This is a genomic window from Gilvibacter sp. SZ-19, assembly GCF_002163875.1.
Lineage (GTDB): Bacteria > Bacteroidota > Bacteroidia > Flavobacteriales > Flavobacteriaceae > Gilvibacter.
Window position 1 is genome coordinate 1,663,990 of the sequence record NZ_CP019333.1, and the last position, 21,438, is coordinate 1,685,427.

At 43.9% G+C, this 21,438-nt stretch carries 23 protein-coding genes; 13 read left to right on the top strand and 10 right to left on the bottom strand.

Features of this window, described 5'->3' with window-relative positions:
* Positions 1-4: 4 nt before the first annotated feature.
* From BTO09_RS07670 to BTO09_RS07680, 3 genes are read right to left on the bottom strand one after another with little or no spacing between them, the layout of a single operon-like run.
* Positions 5-1,363, bottom strand: a complete 1,359-nt coding sequence (locus tag BTO09_RS07670; protein WP_087524223.1) for an HlyD family secretion protein — start codon at positions 1,361-1,363, stop codon at positions 5-7.
* Between the two features lie 3 nt (positions 1,364-1,366).
* Complete coding sequence (locus tag BTO09_RS07675) at positions 1,367-3,031, bottom strand: peptidase domain-containing ABC transporter (protein ID WP_087524224.1); 1,665 nt, start codon at positions 3,029-3,031, stop codon at positions 1,367-1,369.
* On the bottom strand, positions 3,028-3,708 hold the full coding sequence (locus BTO09_RS07680; RefSeq protein WP_087524225.1) for a TetR/AcrR family transcriptional regulator: 681 nt from the start codon (positions 3,706-3,708) through the stop codon (positions 3,028-3,030). The genes BTO09_RS07675 and BTO09_RS07680 overlap by 4 nt, the downstream gene beginning before the upstream one ends.
* Before the next feature lie 87 nt (positions 3,709-3,795).
* On the opposite strand from BTO09_RS07680, the gene BTO09_RS07685 reads away from it, so the two are divergent.
* Positions 3,796-4,392, top strand: coding sequence for a nitroreductase (locus tag BTO09_RS07685; protein ID WP_232454912.1), 597 nt, complete (start codon positions 3,796-3,798; stop codon positions 4,390-4,392).
* Here the strand turns inward: BTO09_RS07685 and BTO09_RS07690 are convergent.
* Positions 4,389-4,892: a DUF456 domain-containing protein gene (locus BTO09_RS07690; protein WP_087525517.1), complete on the bottom strand. Its 504-nt coding sequence runs from the start codon at positions 4,890-4,892 to the stop codon at positions 4,389-4,391. The two genes, BTO09_RS07685 and BTO09_RS07690, sit on opposite strands and share 4 nt — an antisense overlap.
* A 104-nt stretch (positions 4,893-4,996) precedes the next feature.
* On the opposite strand from BTO09_RS07690, the gene BTO09_RS07695 reads away from it, so the two are divergent.
* From BTO09_RS07695 to BTO09_RS07705, 3 genes are read left to right on the top strand one after another with little or no spacing between them, the layout of a single operon-like run.
* Entirely contained in the window at positions 4,997-5,356 is a 360-nt protein-coding gene (locus tag BTO09_RS07695) for a BlaI/MecI/CopY family transcriptional regulator (protein WP_087524226.1), read from the top strand.
* A gap of 1 nt (position 5,357) precedes the next feature.
* Positions 5,358-6,809 (top strand): M56 family metallopeptidase, encoded by a 1,452-nt coding sequence (locus tag BTO09_RS07700; RefSeq protein WP_087524227.1) that lies wholly within the window; start codon positions 5,358-5,360, stop codon positions 6,807-6,809.
* Entirely contained in the window at positions 6,802-7,938 is a 1,137-nt protein-coding gene (locus BTO09_RS07705) for a tetratricopeptide repeat protein (RefSeq protein WP_087524228.1), read from the top strand. Before BTO09_RS07700 ends, BTO09_RS07705 begins: the two co-directional genes overlap by 8 nt.
* Positions 7,939-7,963: 25 nt before the next feature.
* Here the strand turns inward: BTO09_RS07705 and BTO09_RS07710 are convergent, their stop codons facing one another.
* Both BTO09_RS07710 and BTO09_RS07715 read right to left on the bottom strand, forming a co-directional pair.
* Entirely contained in the window at positions 7,964-9,517 is a 1,554-nt protein-coding gene (locus tag BTO09_RS07710) for a fused MFS/spermidine synthase (RefSeq protein ID WP_087524229.1), read from the bottom strand.
* A 67-nt stretch (positions 9,518-9,584) separates the two neighbouring features.
* Positions 9,585-10,823 carry a S8 family serine peptidase gene (locus BTO09_RS07715; RefSeq protein WP_087524230.1) on the bottom strand — a complete coding sequence of 413 codons (1,239 nt, stop codon included), beginning with the start codon at positions 10,821-10,823 and terminating at the stop codon, positions 9,585-9,587.
* A 222-nt stretch (positions 10,824-11,045) separates the two neighbouring features.
* Between BTO09_RS07715 and BTO09_RS07720 the strand changes: the two genes are divergently transcribed.
* Together BTO09_RS07720 and BTO09_RS07725 are read left to right on the top strand one after the other, a co-directional pair.
* A complete protein-coding gene (locus BTO09_RS07720) occupies positions 11,046-11,567 on the top strand; it encodes a DUF255 domain-containing protein (protein WP_087524231.1) in 522 nt (173 codons plus the stop codon).
* A 2-nt stretch (positions 11,568-11,569) separates the two neighbouring features.
* On the top strand, positions 11,570-12,043 hold the full coding sequence (locus BTO09_RS07725; RefSeq protein ID WP_087524232.1) for a hypothetical protein: 474 nt from the start codon (positions 11,570-11,572) through the stop codon (positions 12,041-12,043).
* Here BTO09_RS07725 and BTO09_RS07730 read toward each other — a convergent pair.
* Genes BTO09_RS07730 through BTO09_RS07740 form a run of 3 tightly spaced genes read right to left on the bottom strand, consistent with a single transcriptional unit; the run spans position 12,033 to position 15,000 of the window.
* A complete protein-coding gene (locus tag BTO09_RS07730) occupies positions 12,033-12,911 on the bottom strand; it encodes a hypothetical protein (protein ID WP_087524233.1) in 879 nt (292 codons plus the stop codon). The two genes, BTO09_RS07725 and BTO09_RS07730, sit on opposite strands and share 11 nt — an antisense overlap.
* A gap of 32 nt (positions 12,912-12,943) precedes the next feature.
* Positions 12,944-14,056, bottom strand: a complete 1,113-nt coding sequence (locus BTO09_RS07735; protein ID WP_087524234.1) for a glycosyltransferase — start codon at positions 14,054-14,056, stop codon at positions 12,944-12,946.
* On the bottom strand, positions 14,053-15,000 hold the full coding sequence (locus tag BTO09_RS07740; RefSeq protein WP_087524235.1) for a hypothetical protein: 948 nt from the start codon (positions 14,998-15,000) through the stop codon (positions 14,053-14,055). Before BTO09_RS07740 ends, BTO09_RS07735 begins: the two co-directional genes overlap by 4 nt.
* A gap of 58 nt (positions 15,001-15,058) precedes the next feature.
* Between BTO09_RS07740 and ruvC the strand changes: the two genes are divergently transcribed.
* The 6 genes from ruvC to BTO09_RS07770 are packed head-to-tail and all read left to right on the top strand — an operon-like array spanning position 15,059 to position 19,563.
* Positions 15,059-15,613: a crossover junction endodeoxyribonuclease RuvC gene (ruvC, locus tag BTO09_RS07745; RefSeq protein ID WP_087524236.1), complete on the top strand. Its 555-nt coding sequence runs from the start codon at positions 15,059-15,061 to the stop codon at positions 15,611-15,613.
* 9 nt (positions 15,614-15,622) lie between these two features.
* Entirely contained in the window at positions 15,623-16,357 is a 735-nt protein-coding gene (locus BTO09_RS07750; protein ID WP_087524237.1) for a DUF3667 domain-containing protein, read from the top strand.
* A 2-nt stretch (positions 16,358-16,359) separates the two neighbouring features.
* Positions 16,360-17,484 carry a radical SAM family heme chaperone HemW gene (hemW, locus tag BTO09_RS07755; protein WP_087524238.1) on the top strand — a complete coding sequence of 375 codons (1,125 nt, stop codon included), beginning with the start codon at positions 16,360-16,362 and terminating at the stop codon, positions 17,482-17,484.
* 24 nt (positions 17,485-17,508) lie between these two features.
* Positions 17,509-18,258, top strand: coding sequence for a cyclase family protein (locus BTO09_RS07760; RefSeq protein WP_087524239.1), 750 nt, complete (start codon positions 17,509-17,511; stop codon positions 18,256-18,258).
* On the top strand, positions 18,255-19,202 hold the full coding sequence (locus BTO09_RS07765) for a transglutaminase domain-containing protein (RefSeq protein WP_087524240.1): 948 nt from the start codon (positions 18,255-18,257) through the stop codon (positions 19,200-19,202). The genes BTO09_RS07760 and BTO09_RS07765 overlap by 4 nt, the downstream gene beginning before the upstream one ends.
* A 1-nt stretch (position 19,203) precedes the next feature.
* The gene (locus tag BTO09_RS07770; protein WP_087524241.1) at positions 19,204-19,563 is read left to right on the top strand and encodes an MmcQ/YjbR family DNA-binding protein; all 360 of its coding nucleotides are present in this window, start codon (positions 19,204-19,206) and stop codon (positions 19,561-19,563) included.
* Here BTO09_RS07770 and BTO09_RS07775 read toward each other — a convergent pair.
* Positions 19,526-20,407, bottom strand: coding sequence for an AraC family transcriptional regulator (locus tag BTO09_RS07775; RefSeq protein WP_087524242.1), 882 nt, complete (start codon positions 20,405-20,407; stop codon positions 19,526-19,528). The genes BTO09_RS07770 and BTO09_RS07775 overlap by 38 nt on opposite strands.
* A gap of 124 nt (positions 20,408-20,531) precedes the next feature.
* On the opposite strand from BTO09_RS07775, the gene BTO09_RS07780 reads away from it, so the two are divergent.
* Complete coding sequence (locus BTO09_RS07780) at positions 20,532-21,437, top strand: dihydrodipicolinate synthase family protein (protein WP_087524243.1); 906 nt, start codon at positions 20,532-20,534, stop codon at positions 21,435-21,437.
* The last annotated feature ends 1 nt before the right edge of the window (position 21,438 follow it).

The following is a 21,438-nucleotide window of genomic DNA, read 5'->3' on the forward strand; positions in this document are numbered from 1 at the left end:
CGTATTATTTCTTTTTGGTCGCTTTGGTTTTGTCTTCTGCCTGCGGCTGATAGTAATCTGGTGGGAACCCGTTGAGCTGTCGCCAGAGTTCGAACCAAATCGGCACATCGTTCAGTAAGGCCAGGGTAAAGGCTCCAGATCCTACACGCAGCTCCTTAGGCCATTCATGGTCGTTCGGATCTTGTGCTATCAACACCCGGTATTTTCCATTATCACTGATGTAGGTATCTATGGCAACAACAACTCCGCCGTAAGTTCCGTAGGAAACATTAGGCCATCCGCTAAATACTATGGCCGGCCAGCCGTCGAATTGAACACGCACTTGCTCTCCAACGTGGATCAGTGGAATATCGATAGGACTTACATAAGTCTCCACAGCCATACTAAAGCCTGAGGGCATGATCCGAATGATAGGGTCGCCTTCTTTAATGGTCTCGCCTACACCGCCCACGATAGCGCGGTTGATATAGCCGTCCTGAGGAGCTTTGATATAATATAGTCCGGAGCGCACCTCAAAACTCGCATATTGACTTTGCAGTTTAGCTACTTCTGCATCGGTGCTGAATTTGCTAGAGGCTGCCGTGAACTTCTCGCTCTCTGCCTTAGAGAGTTTGTCGGCATACTCGGCTTGAACTCGGTTGAGCTCTATACGAGCGTTGATAAGTTCGTTACGCGAAGCCAATAGTTTATTTTGTTGGGCAACCAATTTAGCCGCCGTCTCCTGAGCTTTTAGCCGTTTATCTTCTAATTCGGTACGAGACTTTAAACCGTCATTGAGCAGGCTTTCCGTACGCTTGAATTGGGCTACCGCAATGCTGTCGTTGATACGGGCAGCGATAAGGTCCACGCTATCACTGGTTACCTTGAACTGAGATTGCTTGATCTTGATCTTGGCTTGTTCTGTTTTTAATCTCAATTCTTGATTGAGTGCCGAGATCTGATTCTCCAGCGCTTTGACCTTGCCTTCATAACTTTCAGAAGAAAGGGCTTTAGCGTCTATCTGACGCCCAGTGCGCGCTAAATACTCCGGGTCAAAGTACTCGTCTTTGATCTCTGTGATATGCAAAATCGTATCACCTTTTTTTACAAAGTCACCTTCTTGCACATACCATTTGGCCACTGTTCCGGGGATAGGTGATTGTATGGTCTGCGGACGAACATCTGGAGCCAATGTAGTCAAATAGCCATTACCTGATACATTTTGGGTCCAGGGCAAAAACATGACCACCAAAAAGATGACTGCAAAGATCTTTAAGAATCGATTGAAATATTTAAAGTGCCGTTTATGAAAAACCAGCCCTGCTGCCTTGTACTTTTCCAGAGAAACTTTCTGGTTGAGTTTTTCTTGAGAGATGTTTAACATAATTTACTTTTTAAATGCACCTTTTTCCATGGTGAGTGTTGTGTCACAAAATTCTCCCCATTCCTCGTCTTGGCTTACTACCACCAAGGTCCACGGATGGGATTTGTCAGTTAAGAATGCACGCAATCTGCGAGCCTCTTCCGCTTTGAAATGATCTAATGGGTCCTTGAGCAACAACAGCTTTGGTGCGTGTACTATGGCTCTGGCCAGTAAGATCTTTTTTCCTATGGTAAAGGGAATCTGGCGGCCTTCAGGATAGAGTACGGTATCTATGCCGTCGTCCAAAGACTTTACAAATTCCATAAGTCCTGCATTTTCTATGGCCCAGTTCACGCGCTCTCGAGTTATGTCCGGATCGCCAAAGGTGATGTTCTCTAGAAAAGTTCCCTCGAAAGGAGATTCTTCTGATAGTGTTTGGCCCACCAAGGCTCTGAATTTGCTCAAATGAATGGCAGAGCGGGCTACAGAGTTGACAAACATTTGTCCGCTTGTTGGAGGCACGATCCCTGATATGACGCGGAGAAGGGTAGTCTTTCCACTACCGTTCTCGCCGGTGATCCAAATGCGGGATCCCGGTTTTAGATCAAGGTTGATATCCTTTAGAATCGGAAGCTTTTTACCAGGTACCTCAAGACCGATCTCTTTGAGTTCAATAGCTAAAGTGTCTGAGTTTAAGAAAGAGGTGTCTCCTTCTTGTGGCTCCAGCTCTTTATCTACTACCTGACCTATCTTTTCCAAAGAGGTTAGCACATCGTAGATGGTTTCTAGTCCCGTAATGAGTTTTTCTACGGAATTGATCACGATAATGATGATGATCTCCGCAGCGACAAACTGCCCAATGTTCATTTCCTGATTCAGTACCAAGATTCCTCCGATAAGCAGTAGTCCTGCCGTTACCAAGACTTTAAATCCAATGAGCTGTATGAATTGGATCACCAATACTTTAAAGTGTTTCTCTCTTGCTCCTAAATATCCGACCACTAAGTTGTCGTTCTTTCTCAGTGCCAAACTGGTCTTTCCAGAGAGTTTAAAGCTCACAACTGTACGCGCCACCTCTTGTATCCAGTGGGCCACCTTATACTTGTTCTTAGACTCTTCCAGACTGCTGCTCATCCCGCGCTTAGCGGTAAAACTGAACAATAAGTACAAGAATAGTAGCAAGAGTATGCCGTAGGCGATAAAGAAAGGGTGGTAAAGCGATAGCAGCAACAGACCAAAAATGATCTGCAGTAAGGCTGCCGGGAAATCTACCAAGATCTTAGATAAGCCTTTTTGTACTGTGAGCGTATCAAAGAAGCGGTTGGCCAACTCTGGCGGATAGTAATTGCGGAGTTCACTGAGTTGGATCTTAGGAAATCGATAGGCGAACTCAAAAGAAGCTCGAGTAAATATCTTCTGCTGAATGTTCTCAATGATGCGGAATTGCATCAGCTGTAAGGCTCCAACAAAAGCGGTTCCTAGGGTTACCAGAATCACCAAAACGATCCAGGAAGAACTGATCTGTGCTCCTTGGATGAGGTTGATGATCGCCTGAATTCCAAGAGGTAATGACAAACTAACGGCTCCCGCAAAGATCGCATAGTAAAATACCTGGATCACGTCCTTGCGATCCAGCTCGAGCATTTCGGTTAGCCTTTTCCAGGGGGTGTATATTATTTTCTGACTCATGCGTCTATTTTTAAGGTTGATAAGACCAATTGTTTAAAGAAGACCGATGGTGGGCTGCTTTTTTTACAATCGGTAATGGAGGTGAAGTGATCCATTAAAAAATGCTGATGCAAGGCTCCATCAACTACCGTACTGGCCAAACTAGCCGGGTGTTGGTACTCCGGGCAAGCTTCGAGTATCATATCTCGAACCCGATGGATCAGTCGCTTGTATATGGCGAAGTAGCCTTCTTTGTTCTCGTCGTCCACTTCTTTGGTGAGATAACTTTTACTGAACTCATTGACCACGATCTGTCCGAGTTTAACCTCGTCGATATGGGAAAAGCTTGCATCGATCTGAACAGGGCGAGTAATAACCTCTAGGGCTTGTTTCAGTTTTTCTTGCGGATCGGTCATGCTGTAAGTTTCCATAACCAATTTGTACTCCAGCCATCCCCAATACCAATTGGTCAGATAGAGCAGAAGTTTGTGCTTGTTCTCAAAGTAGCGGTAAATGGAACTTTCATTGGATCCGATGCGTTGCCCCAGCTTTTTAAAGGTCAGGGCCTCAAATCCGATCTCGTCTATGAGAAGAATACTGTGCTCAATGATCCTAAGGCCTAAATCTGATGACTCTGGGTCTTTCAGATAGATCTTGGGATGCACGGTAATGGTCAGGTTTGAAAATAGTCTCTCCATATCTGCAATAATTCGTCGCAAAAATAATAGTAATACTATCATTAATCAATAGTTTAACTTTTAATTAAGAAATAGAAACTATTAAGAATGGCAGAATTCTTTAGTTTTGAAGCACAAAATAAAGTGATGATCAAAGACATAATCCATAAGAGAAGATCCGTGTATCCCGCTATGTACAGCGATGCGCCAATTGCTAAAGAAACTATAGAGGAATTGCTATTGGCGGCACATCAGGCGCCTACACACCGCAAAACCCAACCTTGGCGATTCAAGGTTTTTCATTCAGAGCAGCAACGAGCAGCCCTCGGTGATTTTTTGGGGAAGAAGTACAGAGACACCATAGGGAATTACTCGGAATTCAAGGAGGCTAAAATCAGAAACAAACCTACACAAGCGGCTTGTGTGATCGCCATCTGCGTGCAAGAAGATCCAGAAAAGCGGGTGCCTTATTGGGAAGAATTGGCGGCTACCGCTATGGCTGTACAGAACATGTGGTTGCTATGTACTGAGCTAAGTCTAGGATGTTATTGGTCATCTCCGGCACTGATGCAGTACCTGGATGAATTTGTCTCTATGGAAAGCGGAGAACGCTGCATAGGGTTCTTTTATCTTGGACACTTAAAAGACGAGCTGCCTGCCTCTTGGGAAAGAAAGCCCTTGGCAGATCACGTGAGCTGGTTCTAAAAGAAGCCGTCGAAATACTTGGCAGCATAATAAATGTAAAAGCCGAGGTAGATAAAGCAAACTACTAATTTCATAAAAGTAGAGGCTAAAAAACCTAAAAAGGACCCAAAAGCCGCCTTAAAGGCCTGGTTAGATTCGGTCTGATTAAAGGCTATCTCACCAATAAGCGCACCTACAAAAGGGCCTATCAAGACACCAAAAGGGATTGGTGCGATCAAGCCAACAATAAGACCAATGGTAGTGCCTATGGCACCGGCACGACTACCTCCAAAGCGTTTGGTACCCACAGCGGGAATGACATAATCCAACACGACAATTACAATGGCTATAAATAAGGTTATGCCTAAAAACCAGTAGTTGACAGGTACGGCAGAACTTAAGAACAAGACTAAAAGTCCTAACCAAGAGATAGGTGGGCCTGGCAAAACTGGGAGTACGCTGCCAATAATTCCCCCGAAGCATAAAAGCAACCCAAGGATCAATAAAAAGATATCTAGCATACCCATTGGACGTAGGTCGGTCTGACTTGTTACAATCTTTTTTAACTAAAAAATTAGTTTAAACTAAATATTTAGTTATATTTGAATTCAGAAATTGATCTTAGATGAAACAACTCACCAAAGCAGAAGAAGATATAATGCAACTTCTCTGGGAACTCCAAGAAGCCAATGTTGCCTCGCTTTTAGAAGAGCTTCCAGATCCTAAACCGGCCTATAATACCGTTTCTACCATAGTTAGAATTTTAGAGAACAAAGGTTTTGTGGACTACAGAAAAGAAGGGCGCGGACACGTTTATTTTCCCAAGGTGAGCAAGGAGGCCTACAGCAAACACAGTCTCAAGAAATTGCGCGACGGCTACTTTCAGGGCTCCTTTAAGAGTATGGTCTCTTTCTTTATGAAGAACAATGACATGACCTTGGATGAACTGGAATCTGTGATGAAAGAGATTCAAAAAGAGCAATAATATGGCACATTACATAATACAAACCTTGGTATTTCAGCTACTCTTTTTGGGGGTCTACGACCTTTTCCTAAAAAAGGAGACCTTTTTCAATTGGAACCGTTGGTATCTCATAGGTACGGCAGCTTTAAGTTTGGTATTGCCGTTTGTGCAGATCGCGGCCATCGGCAGACAGATCAGCCCTGAGTTGAGGGTGCAATTACCAACTGTCTTTATTGGGGGTGAGGGATTCGTACCTACTGTTCCCAACCCGGAGGAGTTCGTTTTTCCGTGGATGGCACTTTGGCAAATAGGAGCAGTATTGGCCGGGATTTGGTTTGCCAGCAAGCTCTTTAAGATTTTCCGCCTGAGTCGCAGCGGTCAACGCACAAGACTTAAAGATTTTATGTTGGTGATCTTACCGGATACCAAAACAGCCTTCTCCTTTTGGCGAACCGTGTTTTTAGGTGCAGACTTGGCTCCCAAGCAAAGAGAGATCATTTTACAGCACGAACAAGTCCATGTAAAGCAGCGTCATACCTTTGATCAGCTCTTCTTTGAATTGCTGCGGATTTTGTTTTGGTTCAATCCGCTGGTCTATATGTATCAAAACCGGATGAGCAGCTTACAGGAATACATCGCCGACGCTAAGGTGGCAGCTATACAGGGCAAAGGGCCTTATTACCAGGAGCTGCTGGCACAGGTTTTTCAAAGTCAGAACATATCATTTGTCAATACATTTTTCAATCATTCATTAATCAAAAAACGAATAACTATGTTACAACGATCCAGATCGAGCAGACTGAAACTGCTTAAATACACAGTATTATTGCCACTTATTGCACTTATGGTCTTTTATACCTCCTGCAGCCAAGAATCAGAGGCATCCAAAACCGAGGTGGCAAAAACAACAGCAGACACCGAGGTGATGACCAAGATTATCGAACTCTCAGAAGCCTTAAAGGCTAAAGGCGAATTGAGCCCCGAAGAACGTAATGCGCTTAACTTTTTTGCCAATCCAACCACAGAAGGAGACCAGATCTATTGGTCTTTACAGCAGCATTTGATCGACCCTAGCACCGTCACAGACTCTAAGGAGTTGCACTTCGACCAATCTCAAGCCATTGCCTTTGCACTCTTAGATGAAGTACCGGTGTATCCGGGCTGCGAAGGTTTAGATTTGGAGGCTGCAAAAAATTGTTTCCAATCTAAATTGTCTCAGTTTATAGCTGCAGAGTTCGATACTGAGTCGCTAAAAGACCAGGGCTTCAGTGGTAAGCAACGCATACAGGCCAGGTTTGTTATCAATACCCAGGGTCAGGTAGCCGATATTGAAGTTCGCGCGCCCTCAGAAGCACTAAAGGAGGTAACCCTAAAGGTGCTGCAAGCCATTCCGCAGTTGCGTCCCGGTAAAAAGGGAGGCAAAACAGTTGCGGTTAATTACTCCTTACCTATTATTTTTGATATCGGTGAATAAATCAATTTGCGTCATATTACTGCTGTGCTTTATCAAAGCCGGGGCTCAGACTTCGGCTTTGGCCGTTGGAGATAGTTTGGTCCAGACCGGGGCCTACTCCGAAGCCATTGAGGTGTACAATCAACTCCCGGTATCCCCTCAGGTTTACGAGCGGATCGCTGCTGCCAACGAGGCCTTGGGCCGAAATGCCGAAGCCTTAGCTGCTTATCGTTCTGCTTTGGAGTTGAATGCCGATGATTTTCGGCTTGGATACCGCTACGGAATCCTCTTATCTAAGAGCAACTATTACAAAAAAGCAGACAGTTTGTTCAGCGGCCTGCATTTAATGCAGCCTACGAACGCCTCTGTTTTATATCAACGAGGCTATGCCCGTGAACAACTCAAAGACAGTACGGCGATTATAGATTATCTCAAGGCTTACCGTGCAGATAATAACCAACAAAATGCCTTGTATCGTATTGCCAAACTCTTATTAGAGAAAAGATCATTTGTCGGCGCCAAGGAATATATAGATCTCGGTTTAAAGGCCAATCCCAACAGCACAAGATTCTTACTTCTAGACGGCTTGAGCTATTTTGTCAACAAGTCCTATCACGATGCTATCAAGCGTTTTGAGCGGCTTTTGGAGTTGGGAAAGGACAATGAATCCATTAGAGAGCATTTGGCGAAATCCTATGCCCAAACCTACCAATACGAGCAGGCCTTGGAGCAGTATAAAGTACTTATTAATCAGTACGACGATCGCAACGCCAATTGGCATTTCTCTTTAAGTACTGCTTATCTCGGTCTCAACGAGCCAGAGAAAGCACGCAGACATATAAACATTGCTATAGGACTTTTAGACGTTCCCTTAGACAGTCATTTTCTGGCTTTAGCCATTACCTACAATCGTGAAGGGAATTACCCCGAAGTTATGAAGGCCTTACAAGAGGCGCTTGCAGAGAATCCGAAGAATCAACTGGCCAAGTATCAATTGGCCGTTGCGGCAGACAACCGCTATGCCGATAAGGCACTGGTTTTACCTTATTATGAGGCTTATTCGAAACAATTTCCCAAAGGCCGCTTTATCGATACAGTACTTTACCGGATCTCAGATATAAAAGAGCAATTATTTATGGAAAAGGATTGAGTTCAGTTTATATACTGCAGCAGCATCAATTTTCATAGAAATACTGGGCGTAATACTCGTTGTATCCCAATTTCCATTCTTTGGCCGCTTTGGTGTATAGTTTGGTGAGCTGTGGTTTTCTATCACTCAATACCTTCGCATCCTCGAGTGCAATATTACTGTTGTCTAAAAAGTAATCGTATAGATTCTCTATAGGCTCAAAATTGGGTTCTTGAAAATCCGCCTTGGTAAAATCCTTGTATTCCTCACTGGCTAGGAAGATCAGGTTGCGGTTCTTGGGCTCCCCTGGAGTGGCCAGTATCTCAACCTTTAAGCCTGATGCTTCTAGGGTTTTAAGAACTGCGCGCGCAGCACGGCCTTTTTCGCCCTCAATGAATCCGTAGAAATTGATCATGATCATACCTTCTGGTTTCATGATCTTTTTAGTATCGGCAAAGCCCTCTATGGTCAACAAATGTTCTGGCACAGCTTCGCTTAAAAAGCAATCGTAAATTACAATATCGTATTTCTTAGCTGTTGTTTTTACAAAGTGTCTCGCATCGTCAATCACCACATTGGTCGCGGGATCCATGTTGAAATACTCAAAGGAAACATCAACAATGCGCTGATCTATCTCCACCACATCAGTCTCAAAACCTAAACGATCCAATTGCTTTACCAAGGTGCCTCCACCTAAGCCTAACAATAAAACTTCAGAACCTTCGGGATAAATAGAAGCCGCTGTCGGAAAGTAATTGGCCCAACTCCAAATGCTGTATTGCAGATCGTCTGCAACACCCACATAGGTTTGCAAGGTGTTGTTGACTATTAAGCCTCTTCCCATTCGAGCATCTGCCGTTATCCCATAAGATGGATGATCCACTACTTTTACTTGCCCGAGTATGCCTTCGGATTGATACAGCACCTGATACTCATCATTGAATTGCTGTTTTGGGGTTAAACTCAGAAAAGAACAAACCCCTAAAAGAACAAGAGGAACAATTACTTGTTTGTCTTTGGATTTTATAAGAGATATACACGGCAGTAGCGCTAGCAGTAAACCCGTTATAACCGCAGGATAGGTGAGTCCATATTCTGGAATGATATAGAAACCCATTAAGAAGGTCATTAAGATTCCACCCAAGGTTGATATGGCGTATACATTTCCTGCATTATTTCCGGCTGAATCTGCCTGTTCTGTCAATAGATTTATGATAATTGGAGAAACCATTCCCATAAAGATCAAAGGCGGTAACATAAAAATAAGTAGCGAACTTATTGCTCCCATTTCTAGAGAAAGATTTATGGTCGCATCCATTATCAGATCGGCACTAAAAGGCATGACTACCAAGAGTAGCCCAGCAACTATTAAAACTCTATACAGCAGTTTAGAGCTTCCCGCATATTTTTTTGAAAGTCTACCACCAAGAAAATAACCGGCAGTCAAACCGCCCAAAGTGAGGGCAAGTACGGCAGCCCACACGTAAAGTGAGGTGCCAAAGAACGGAGCTAGCAGCTTAGCCCCAATTAATTCACAGGCCATTACAGCACCACCTTCTAAGAAAGAAAGGGTAAAAAGATACTTTTTTCTCGAAATCATTAGTTGAAATAAAAAAGGGCGAGCTGCTGCTCGCCCGTTAAAGAATATATCTTAAAGGTCAATAGGATTAATGGATCGCGATAGTATCGGCGTTTCCGTCAGGATCACCATTTACCGTTCCGCCAGATCTAATATTTCCTAACAATAGAATACCACATACGTGAGGAGATGCCATAGACGTTCCACTCAAAGTAGCATAACCATCTCCTTTGTAGGTAGACAAAACTCCAGATCCCGGAGCACAGTAATCTACCGGAGGGTTACCGTAGTTTGAGAAACTAGACCAGTTATCTCCCTGTGCCATAGAAGAAACAGTGTAGATATTAGGTCCGTTTGCGCTAGCAGGAGAACGAGTTCCGGCGTCGGTTGATTCGTTACCAGCTGCCAATGCAAATGGACAAGCGCTAGAAGCGTTTTGAACCGCATTGTTAAGTGCAGACGAGAATCCACCACCTAAACTCATGTTGGCTGCATCACAGTCAGAGCGTGTACTTACAAAATCAATTCCAGCAACTACGCCGCTAATTGTACCTGATCCTCTGCGGTCTAGTACTTTTACAGGAACAACAGTAGCTCCTGCAGCAACTCCAATAACTCCAATTTCATTATCTATAGCAGCAACAGTTCCAGCTACGTGAGTTCCGTGTCCGCTTCCGTCAAAGGTCAAATCGGCATCTGGTCCGTTAGAGAATGCGTTAAATCCGCGAGCTACATCAACATTGAGGTCTGGGTGACTAGCGTCAATACCAGAGTCAAGGATATAAGCCACTTTTCCGGTGCCATCAACACCACCATTTACGCGAGTAATACCCCAAGGAGTTTGTTGTGGAGAGGTTCCTCCACCACCACCTCCACCACCTGGAGGGCCACCCATTTTCACGGTGATGATCTGATCTTGCTCAATGTAAGCTACACGGCTGTCTTTTCTTAGTAGTTCCAATTCGTCATTGGAAAGCTCTAGAGCCACCCCTTTAATAGCATTAACAAAGGTCTGATCGATAACTTTTTCGCCCATGTCTTTACTGATGAACAAGGACTTGGCATTTACTTCCATTTTGCGCTTTTCAGCCTCAAAATCCATGGCAGTTATTGGACCGCTTTTGGCATTTGGAAAAGCATTGTCTTTAAATACCACAATGTACTTACCGTCTATTGCAGTTTCTGAAGAATAGGTAATTAGTTTTGCTTCTTCCAACTTATCGATGGACGCGTCTGGGGAATCAACTTCAGTATCCCTTTCACAACTGTAGATAAACACCGAAACAGCGGCTACTAACAGCAAGGAATAAAAATTGAATTTTTTCATGGTTAGTGTTTGTTTTAGTTAATATTTTCTTAAAGTAAATAATTCCCTCGAAGTGGCAAAGAATTGTTAGTAATTCTGTTAAATTTTCAACAGTTTTACGGTTAATCCGCAGTTAGGCCTAAAAATTGTTTAAATGATCTTTGTTATTCTTATTCAAAATTCATTGAGGATGGCAAGACAGAACAATTTTTTATTCACAGCCGTTTTGCTATTTTTAGCCCGATGAAAGGGTTATTTCTCAGTGTTTTATTATTGTTTTTGAGCGTGTCTTTGCAGGCTCAAGATTCGATCAATTGGATCAGCATCACTGAGGCAGAGGCCGCGGTTGCCGAAACACCTAAACCTGTCTTTATTGACATTTACACCAATTGGTGTGGCTGGTGCAAACGCATGGATAAAAGCACGTTTCAAGATCCTGCTTTTGTTAAATACATTAACGAGAACTACTACGCAGTAAAGCTCAACGGAGAAGAACGCGATTCTATCACCTATCGCGGATACACCTTTAAATATGTCGCGCGGGGCAGACGTGGTTATCACGAGCTCCCAGCTGCTTTTATGCAACGCAAACTCAGCTACCCGACCTATATAATTCTCAATGATATACTCACGCCCTTGCAGGCTTTTAAAGGGTATAGGACTGCAGAGGAATTTTTACCCATAGTTACCTTTTTGGGAGAAGGATTGTACAAGAACACCAAATGGGAAGACTTTATGGCCAAATGGCAAGCAAAAGATCAATAATCATGAGAAGAGCTTGCTACTTTTTATTGCTGCTGATGGTTTCTTGCCAGTATTTTGAAACAGAGAAAGTAGATGCCGATACCTTGTTCGAGCAGGAAATGGCGACCATCAATTGGGATGAAGTGGACCAATATCCCTTATTCCCCAATTGCGATGAGACTCAAGATAAGGCCACACAACTGCGTTGTTTCCATCGGGAGCTGAGTGGCTCCATTAGCGAGGTTTTACACGATAGTGTTCCCGGGATGGTGCAATCCCTGCGCGATACTGTTTGGATGGACATGCGTATTGATACCAGCGGCGTATTTAGTATCAAAAATGTAAAAATGGATTCCATTACGGAGGTACAACTGCCCCGTTTGGAATCTTGGCTCAAATCGGCCTTGGTCAATATGCAGCCTGTCTCACCAGCCACAAAAAAAGGGGTGCCGGTTGCGACGGAGTATACCCTTCCACTGGTGCTGGCTACAAATTGAATTTATATCCCAAACTGAAGTCTACCGGAAATTCACCATTATCGTCTATAGTTAGCCCAACTAAGTCGTTATAGGCCAAGGTCAAGTATCCGTTCCCAAGCTTAACATCGGCACCTAAGCCCAGAAGTATAGGAGCTTGCAAATTGCCTCCTGAAACTTCCATGTCTACAGAATTCTCTGCCTGATCTGTTGAGGTGATCACTGTTTTGGAATAGGTATAGGTAGCCAGACGTGCATTAGCAAATACATCAACTGTTGCAGATTTTACAAATTTGAAGCGATAATTCAAAGACAGTTGAGAAGCTGTGTAGTCAAAATCCTCAACGGCAAAGGTTTGTCGGAACTGAAAAACTATGGCATGTCGCGGAAGCAGTTTGCTGTCTAGAATTTCGAATTCTACACCAACCAAAGGTGCTATAGCGTTTTGCGGGTTGGAAGTGTATCGGTTATTGGTCACTCCACCAAATATGCCCAAACGGGTTTCTAAGGCCACTGTCTCTGAATTGGAGGTGTAATTGGGGTCCACACTTGCGTTGTAATCATTGATAAAGCTGCGCAAGCCGGCTAAGGTCATTCGCAGACGGTCTGTAGACAATCCGTTCCCTGCGGTGAGCTCGTTCAAGGTACTTTTATACTCCTCTTGATATTTGCCATCTACTCGTGTATTGACCAATTCGTAATACTGTCCATCTTTCTTGACAAAGTATCTGTATTGTTTGTCAAAGGTGTTCCAGAGCAGATCAATAGTGCCGCTCACTTCTGTTTTTAGGGCTAAAGATTCTCCGTTGATGGTATAGCTCTGTTGGGCAAATGAAAATGCAGAAATGCCAAAGGCTACAAGAAAGATAAGGGATTTTAAACGTTGCATGCTCAGCGATTTAGGTGAACTAAAAGTACATATTATTTTTTATACTCCCGACCCTTCCAGCGGTATGAACCGCTGGTGGCTCTAAGCAAAATGATAATCAAAGTCCAGGGGTATACTAAATTCGCGACGATTGTTTTAAGCAGTAAGTTTTGGCTGCTATCTAATTTTTGATACGCCAGTAGCCATACATCACAGCATATCTTTATGCTAAAATAGCCGCCTAGGATCCACCAGAATTTAGAGTCAAAGAAAGTGCTCGCCAACAATACAATTATCCATAGGTTAGCCAAAGTAACTACTAACCCCATTCTGTTTGAGTTTTGCAAGCCTACGGCTTGGGATTTTTTTATCCAGCGAATGCGCTGCCAAAAATACTCGGGCCAAGAGCTAGCTCCCGCTACTGTTAAGGTAGCTTCTTTACTGTTCAGATAAAGGATCTCAGCCTTGCTATTGACGGCTTTTTTAAGCATGAACATATCATCGCCACTTGCGATATCTAGGTTTCCATAAAAGCCACCCACAGCAGTGAACCAAGCTTTGCTATAGGCCAAATGTGCACCATTTGCTACCATAGGTCTATCAAAACCTGCTGAACCGCGACCGAGCTGTGTGATCCCTGCGGTTTCTATTTGCTGTAGCCAATTGAGTAGGGTGTTTTCTGAAGCCAAGGCAATTGGGCCCAGTAATAAGTCTGGATTTTGTGCAAGTCCTTTTTGCATCAAATTCCACCAGGAATCTGGAAGTGAAACATCTGCATCCAGTGTGATTATCCATGGATGCTTGGCAGCCTTTACCCCTTGGGTGATGGCATCTTTCTTAGTAGCGACAGATTCTCGGATCACCTTTAAAATTTGGTAGTCTGCCTCTGAGTCTTCTAAAGCAGCACGTATTAAACCAACGGACTCATCTTCGCTACTGTCGTCCATAAATAGCAGTTCGATTGTTCCTGTTGCCGGTAGCCTTTTAATGCTTTCTAAAAGTGGCCCCAACCGCTGCGCCTCATTTCTAAAAGGAATGATAATGGTGGCCTTAAGCTGGTTCACATCCGAAGTAAAATCCAAAGGCTTTAATCTGCTTATCCCACGGTAGGCCCAAATGATCAGCTCGGCATAAAGCAGCAGTACAATGCTCGTTAGCGTTATCATTTTGCAGCTTTTTTATAGGTTGTAATGATCCAGCTACCTATCAGGGCAGGTAGGCCGAAGTTCAAAATCCAGCCCAGCAATACGGCAAAGACCACAGGAACTTGATCTACGCCCACCCGGCCAAAGATCATAACGGCTAGTCCGCTTTTAACTACCACATCCAAAACAAAAAGCATGGGCGTAATACTGCTCAGAAGATAATAAGCAAGGGCAAATGGTAATAAGGTCCAATAGTCAAAGGGAGCTCCAAAACCAATCAACATCCAAAGCAATAAACTGCAAAATACCGCATAGCGGAGCAGGCTGTGAACGGCGGTCCAAATTAAAATGCTATTGGGTAAGGCTCTGGTTTTGCTCCAAAGTGCTTCTAAAGACAAGCCTTGAAACAATAATTGCCTTTTGCGGATCAGCCAGCCAAAGATCAGCAGCAATACAAAAACAAGCCCTAATAAGAGCAAATTGAGTCTTGAGATCGGGAGGTCGAATTTGGTGCTCACCCAAATAAGGGCAGGAGTTCCTAAGAGCAAGGTAATTGCCATTTGTTGCATATTGCCCAAAAAGTTGAGCCAAAGGATACGCTTGCGCTTTGCCGATTCAAAGAACAAGGCCTTGGCTCCGTATTCACCTACTCGTTGTGGTGTAAGCAGAGAAGCTGCCAAAGAAGCATAGGTTTGTTTCCAAGCAAGGGTATAGCTTAACGGACGCGTAGTTGCGGTGAGCAGTTGCCATTTTCTGGCTTCTAATGCCCAATTGAGAAAACTCAATCCAATCCAACAGATCAAAGTCCAAACTGCCAAGTTCTCGGTGATCTGCTGCCACAAGGCGCACAATTGCCCTTGGTTGTCTACATAGAGTTTGTTGTAAAGAAAAATGGCCATCGCCACCAAAATGATCAATTTTAGGGCGACTAACAGATATTGATTAGCTTTGTCTGAGAAGACCATGGCTTGCTAATTTAAACAATCCGCAGGCAGTAGGTTAGCATTCGTGTCAAAATAAGCGATGAGTAAAACAGAACGCATCATATTAGGGATAGACCCCGGAACAACCATTATGGGTTTTGGACTCATTCGCGTAGTTGGTAAGAAGATGGAATTCATGCAATTACACGAACTACAACTGCACAAATATGCAGACCACTACGTAAAGCTCAAGCATATTTTTGAGCGAACCGTACAGCTCATAGAAACCTATCACCCAGACGAGATCGCAATTGAGGCACCATTCTTTGGAAAGAATGTGCAATCTATGCTTAAGTTGGGCAGAGCCCAGGGAGTTGCCATGGCGGCAGGACTTTCCAGACAAGTGCCCATTACGGAGTACTCGCCTAAAAAGATCAAAATGGCCATAACCGGTAACGGAAATGCCAGTAAAGAACAAGTGGCTAAAATGCTGCAAAGTATCTTGAGCATTAAAGAACTGCCAAAGAACTTAGACAGCACAGACGGTTTGGCTGCTGCGGTTTGCCATTTCTATAATGACGGTAAGATTGCGACTGGAAAATCTTACTCGGGCTGGGGCGCTTTTATTAAAGACAATCAGGATAGAATAGGCTAAAGCTTCGTTATGGAAGAGCAGTCCATTTGCAGAAATTGCGGAACCCGGTCACAAGGCGCATATTGCCACAATTGCGGACAGCGCACAGGAATTTATCGCGTTAGTTTTAAGGAGACCTTTGCCGACCTTGCCTCTGGTTTATTTACCCTAGAAGCGCCTATCTGGCGAACTACTTCAGCGCTCTTTAGGACTCCCGGAAAGCTATTCAACGAATATTTAGATGGACAGCGCAAAAAGTACTACAAACCGGTGGCTTACTTTATACTCTGGACTGCCCTGTTCTTGTTGGTGCGATCTGTTCTAAAATTCGATCCGTTTAAAAGCGTGGCAGCAGATACAACACTCAATACAGATGTGAGCTGGTTATACGAGGCCGGAAAGTTCATGTCTGCCAACATCAACAATTTTATGTTCGTCTTTGTTTTCACTTTAGGCGGATTTTTAAAGTTGTTTTTCTACAAAAGATATCGCTTGGCCGAATTTGTCGCAATTAGTTTTTATCTACTCTGCGTGTATACCCTTATAAACACCTTGTTCCAAGTCTATCTCAAGTTAAGCGGAGCAGAGCCGAACTTTTTGCCTGCGCTCTTGTTTGGCCTTTATTTGGCTTTAGCAATTCCGGCTTGGCTCAAAGGGAATATGATGCTGACTTCACTCAAGGCCCTGATCGCCTTTTTCTTGGCCTTTATGTTCTATTTGGCGATTAGCTTTGCCCTGTCTATAGTAATTGTGTTATACCTTTAATAATGGCGGGAATCTACATCCATATACCCTTTTGCAGACAGGCTTGTCATTATTGCGATTTTCACTTTTCCACCACCTTAAAGCATCAACAGGCTATGGTGGATGCCATTTGCCAAGAACTCGTTTTGCGTAAGGCGGAACTTGCTGATGAGATCACTACGCTTTACTTCGGAGGAGGTACGCCCAGTTTACTCAGTGCACAACAATTGCAGCAGATCTTCAACACGCTTAGCCAAAATTACAAGCTTACAAATGACCTCGAGTTTACCTTAGAGGCCAATCCAGACGATATTTCAGATAGCCTTCTTACTGCTTATAAGGCCATTGGAGTAAACCGTTTGAGTTTGGGAATCCAATCTTTTAAAGAAAAGGACCTGCGTTTTATGAATCGGGCCCACAATGAGCAGCAGGCCAGGAAAGCTCTGAATTTGATAAGTGAGCAGTTTGATAATTATTCCATCGACCTTATTTATGGCGTGCCCGAAATGTCTTTAGAAAGCTGGCAGCAAAACCTTGAGACGGCTTTTGAAGCCGGGGTTCCGCATTTGTCTTGTTATGCCTTGACCGTAGAGCCAGATACAGCCCTAGATCGCTTTATTCAAAAAGGAGTTGTTGCTCCGGCAGACGAGGCTTTGGCCAAGGCGCATTACGATCTACTCTTAAGTATGACCCAACAAGCGGGTTATGAGAATTACGAGTTTAGCAACTTTGGTAAACCCGGTTTTCACTCTAAGAACAACACGGCTTATTGGGAAGGAGTCCCTTATTTGGGGATAGGTCCTGGGGCTCACTCTTTGGTGGCTCATACACGCAGTTGGAATGTATCAAATAATGTGCTTTACATCAAAGCGCTTCAAGATAGTAAGCGGCCGCATCAGTCAGAAACTCTAAGCATGAACGATCGCTATAACGAATACATCATGACTGGTTTACGCACGGCCAAGGGCGTATCTCTACCCAAGATCGTTGCGGATTTTGGCCTTGTCTATCGCGAGTATGCAGAATCTTTATTGCCAGAATTACAAGCCAAGCAATGGATCTTTTTAGATGGCGATACCTTACATGTACCTAAGGATGCCAAATTCCTGTCGGATGGTATTGCTGCGGAACTTTTTAAACTTCTTTAAGCTAAGATTGCTTAACTTGACATCATGATCGCAAGACTTCAAATAGGGGAGCGCGAGCTCGCCATTGATCTGGATAAGCCTTTGGATATTTCTATTCCGATGCGCTCCGGAGCCGATAATCCGAATGCTTGGTATGTAGGCCATCCGGAGTTCAAACCAGTAAAACTAGACGATTGGGAAGGGGCTGTACGAGCTGGGGCAGCGGTAAATTTTACCAGCATGCATATTATTCCTCATGCCCACGGAACTCATACAGAATCGCTAGGGCACATCACGGCAGAGCAACATTCGGTGAACCAGAGTTTTCACCGCTACTTCTACTTAGCGCAGGTGGTGAGTGTAAGTCCAGAATCTAAAAATGGTGATGCTTTGATCGGCAGTCATCAGCTGCAAGATCATTTAAAGGAGGTAGAAGCCGTAGTAATAAGAACGCTGCCTAACGATAACGATAAACTCAGCAAACAATATTCGCACTCCAATTGGCCTTATTTGACCAAAGAAGCAGCAGCCATGCTGTGTCGTAAAGGAGTACAACATTTACTTATTGACACCCCTTCTGTAGATCGTGAGGAGGACGAAGGTAAGTTGGCAGCGCATCGCGCTTTTTGGGATATGGATGGCATGCCTAGAGAACATGCGACCATTACCGAATTTATTTTTGTGGAAGATCAGATCCAAGACGGCCAGTATGTGCTGGAGTTGCAATTGCCCAATATAGAGAGCGATGCTGTACCGAGCAGACCTGTCTTGTACCGGATAATAAGTGCGGAATGATTCGAGCGATTCTCTTTTGCCTTATTTTTTTTGGTCTGAACGCCGCGCTTAAGGCCCAAGAAGACTTTGCCAGAGTGGATGCAGTAATTCAGTTATACCCTGCCCAAGCCCAATCCGCAGAACAACTCGCTACTTTCATCAATAGAGACTTTAGCTCAGAGGCCGATAAACTCCGTGCCATTTACGGCTGGATCATCAACAATATTGCCTACGACCCTGCAGAGTATAAGGCCCTAGATTACAGCTTTACCACAGTAGCCGAGCGAAACAAGAAACAGGAGAAGTTCAGAGAGCAGCTTATAACTCGCGTTTTAGAGAAACAAGTCGCGGTCTGCGAAGGTTATTCGTACCTCTTCGAACGGCTGTGTGAATTGACCGGAGTGCAGTCGTATTTGGTGCGCGGTGATTCCAAAGCTTCCTTGGATGATATTGCCCGCTCCTTTGATGTAAATCATATGTGGAACGTCGCATATATTTCGGGCCAGGCGTTTCTCTTTGATCCTACCTGGGGAGCAGGACGGTATACGGACCGGTTCATTAAAGATCCTACCTATCGTTTTTTTAAGACAGATCCGCAGCATTTTAGCTATTCCCATTTTCCGCAGTTGCAAGAAGATCAATTGCTTGAATTTCCTTTAGACCGAGCTGTTTTTGAGCGTATGCCCATCATAGTAGACGAAGCTATTAGCGATTATGCCTTGCTGTCGCCCCAAGAAGGCGTTCTGCAAAGCACTAATAGTTCTGGGAGATGGTTCTTTAGCCTCCCGGTCCCTAAAGGCCTCACTGTGAGTTTGAGTTTTGATGGCGGCGGAATTAAACCGGTAAAAACCACTTGGAACAAAGAAACTGCTACCCTCGATTTCGAAATGGAGATTCCGTTGGGAGCCAAATTTTTAATTGTGCATTTGGACGAGCGCCCGGGTGTTGTTTATTTGATCGATTAGCATGCACATAGAAGATTTTAGAAATTACTGTTTAGCTAAAAAAGGCGTGACCGAATCCTTTCCTTTTGACGAGCATACCTTGGTCTTTAAAGTAATGGGTAAGATGTTTGCCCTATCTGGATTAGAACGCTTACCAGCTCAGGCCAATCTTAAATGTGACCCAGACAGAAGTGTGGAGCTCCGCGCTCAATATGATGGCCTCATACTTCCTGGGTATCACATGAGCAAGTTGCATTGGAACACAGTACTTATAGATTCCGGCTTGCCTCCTAGTTTGATCACGGAGCTGATAGATCATTCTTACGATCTGGTGGTGGCCAAGTTTAGTAAGAAACTCCGTTTAGCGTGGGAATCGCTTTGAGTTTTCGATAAGCGCTAGGCGAGCTGCCTTGATACTTTTTAAACTGACGGTTAAAGTTGGCAATAGAGTTGTATCCGCAGCGCTCTGCAATGGCCGGCATTTCCATTTCTAGATCTTGGATCAGTAGGTTACTAGCAGCTTCACAACGGATCTCATTTAAGAACTGCACATAAGATTTCCCCGTTCGCTTTTTAAAATACTTGCAAAAGGAGGATGGCGTGAGGGCGATCTTGTCTGCCACTTGCTCTATATAGATGGGTTCTCTATAGTGATTCATGGTGTACTCAATGATCTTACTCATTCGGTCAGAGTCTTCTCCGCGGTAATTCTTAGGCTGACCAAGATTGTTTATCGTTTGTATTTTTTGGTTGCCTATAGCTGCTAGTAGAGCAATGAATTGCTGAAAACGCCCTGCAGACTTTGCTCGTGACAGCGCTTCGAATTGGTTGGAGATACTCAGATCAATATCACTTAAATACCAACCGCTACTTTCAGATTTAAAGCTTTTCTGTAAACTACTTATCTCTGGAGTGACTTCGCAAATACTAGTCAGCCAGTCTTCTAGAAAGAATACAGATATGCGCTCAAGGACTTGTCCTTCAATAGGTTCGCATCTAAACAGATGCGGCTGACCTCCGCGCACACAAATTAAACTGTAGGGGGTAAAAGGGACTAAAGTGTTTCCGCAGAAAAGTGTTCCGCTACCATTAATTATAAGACTTAATTGTGTTTCAGGATGTTGATGTAAATGCTTGTAAAACTGTAATTCACGATCGTGCTGTACCGTAATAGAAGCCGTTTCAGACTTAGGAATCGTAAAGGGTAATACTTTAGAACCAATCATTTATTGTCACTATTTAAATAATGATTCATCAAAACTAGACAAAATAGTATTAATAATGGAAAATTTATTCGAAAGCTAAGCAGGCTTTAGGTTGTATTTTTGAGTGTATTAAAACCATTTGAATATGAAAGTAGCATGGCAAGGCGTAATGCCAGCAGTGACCACAAAGTTTACTCAAGAAGACGAGTTGGATCTGCCGTTATTTGCAAAGAACATTCAGGCTCAAGTAGATGCAGGTGTCCACGGAATAGTTCTGGGAGGTACCTTAGGGGAGGCTAGTACGCTCTCTGTGGAGGAGAAAAGAACATTAACTAAGCATACTGCCGAGCTGGTAGCTGGTAAAGTACCGGTGCTTATCAATATTGCGGAGCAAACCACAAAAGGAGCAGTTCTTGCAGCCCAACAGGCTCAAGAAGATGGCGCCAACGCCCTGATGATGTTACCACCAATGCGTTATAAAGCCGGCCCGATAGAAACAGTAGAATATTTTAAAGCAGTAGCCACTAGTACAGACCTTCCCATCATGGTTTACAACAACCCTGTCGATTATACGATAGAAGTGACTTTGCCCATGTTTGAATCTTTGTTGGAGTGCGATAACATACAGGCCGTTAAAGAATCTACGCGCGATATTTCTAACGTAACTAGAATTAAGAATGCCTTTGGTGACCGCCTTAAGATCATGACCGGTGTAGACACTTTAGCTTTAGAGAGTTTACTTATGGGTGCCGACGGGTGGATAGCCGGTCTTGTCTGTGCATTCCCCAGAGAGACCGTGGCTATTTTTGAATTGCAAAAACAAGGTCGAATTGCCGAGGCCTTAGAAATATATCGCTGGTTCTTGCCATTGCTCGAGTTAGATATTAACCCTAAATTAGTTCAAAACATTAAGTTGGCTGAGGTCGCTACCGATTTGGGCTCTGAATATGTGCGTGCGCCGCGCCTTCCATTGGCTGGAGCAGAGCGTGAACATGTATTAAAGGTAATAGCAACCGGTCTTGCTAACAGGCCAGAATTACCAAATTTTTAAT